This is a genomic window from Paenibacillus sp. P4_A9, from assembly GCF_056402415.1.
In genome coordinates this window covers 1-537 of the sequence record NZ_JBFUHL010000252.1, presented here as the reverse complement: position 1 = coordinate 537, position 537 = coordinate 1, and the positions used below count along the sequence as shown (strand labels likewise).

Here is a 537-nt window from a genome sequence, read left to right as displayed (position 1 = left end):
ATACATGAGTTAAACTTTTTGCCCTTTTCATTATTTGAAGGAAGGCATCAAGATCTTCTTGGGCTAAAACTTCAGGAGACGCTTGTTGTTTTTGAGATTTTAAATCATTGTTTTCTTCCCTAAGCTTTATGTTTTCTTGAAGCAACTCATCATACTTTTGCAATTGTTCATTGGCTATCTTAATGATCTGATGCAAGGCCTCATTATAAGAAATAGATTGTTCAATTGCTATGTCCGCGGATAGACTAGTACTAGATATAGTAACTACTTGTTTAATTTCTTTTTGTGCTGGTTTCTGCTTAGGCGAACGATTTTGTTTGGCTAGTTGTATGTCATTTTCATGCTTTTTTCTAATATCTTTATTCCACCTGAAACCACACGCTGCTGCTGTACGATTAATTTTACTTGCGGCTTCCTCGAACGCAGCCAATTGTGTGCTGCCGTTCCGAATATGAGTTAATACGGCTTCAGCTAATAATTGATCATGTTCATCATTCCAAGAGTCCTCACGTTTCTTTTCACCAACACCCATAACTC

General features: G+C 36.9%; 1 protein-coding gene. It reads right to left on the bottom strand.

Going from position 1 to position 537, the window contains the following annotated elements; genetic code table 11:
* The coding region (locus tag AC1DVJ_RS31330) for an RsfA family transcriptional regulator (RefSeq protein ID WP_477596871.1) at window positions 1-532 on the bottom strand (532 nt) is incomplete at its 3' end.
* Window positions 533-537: the final 5 nt, after the last annotated feature.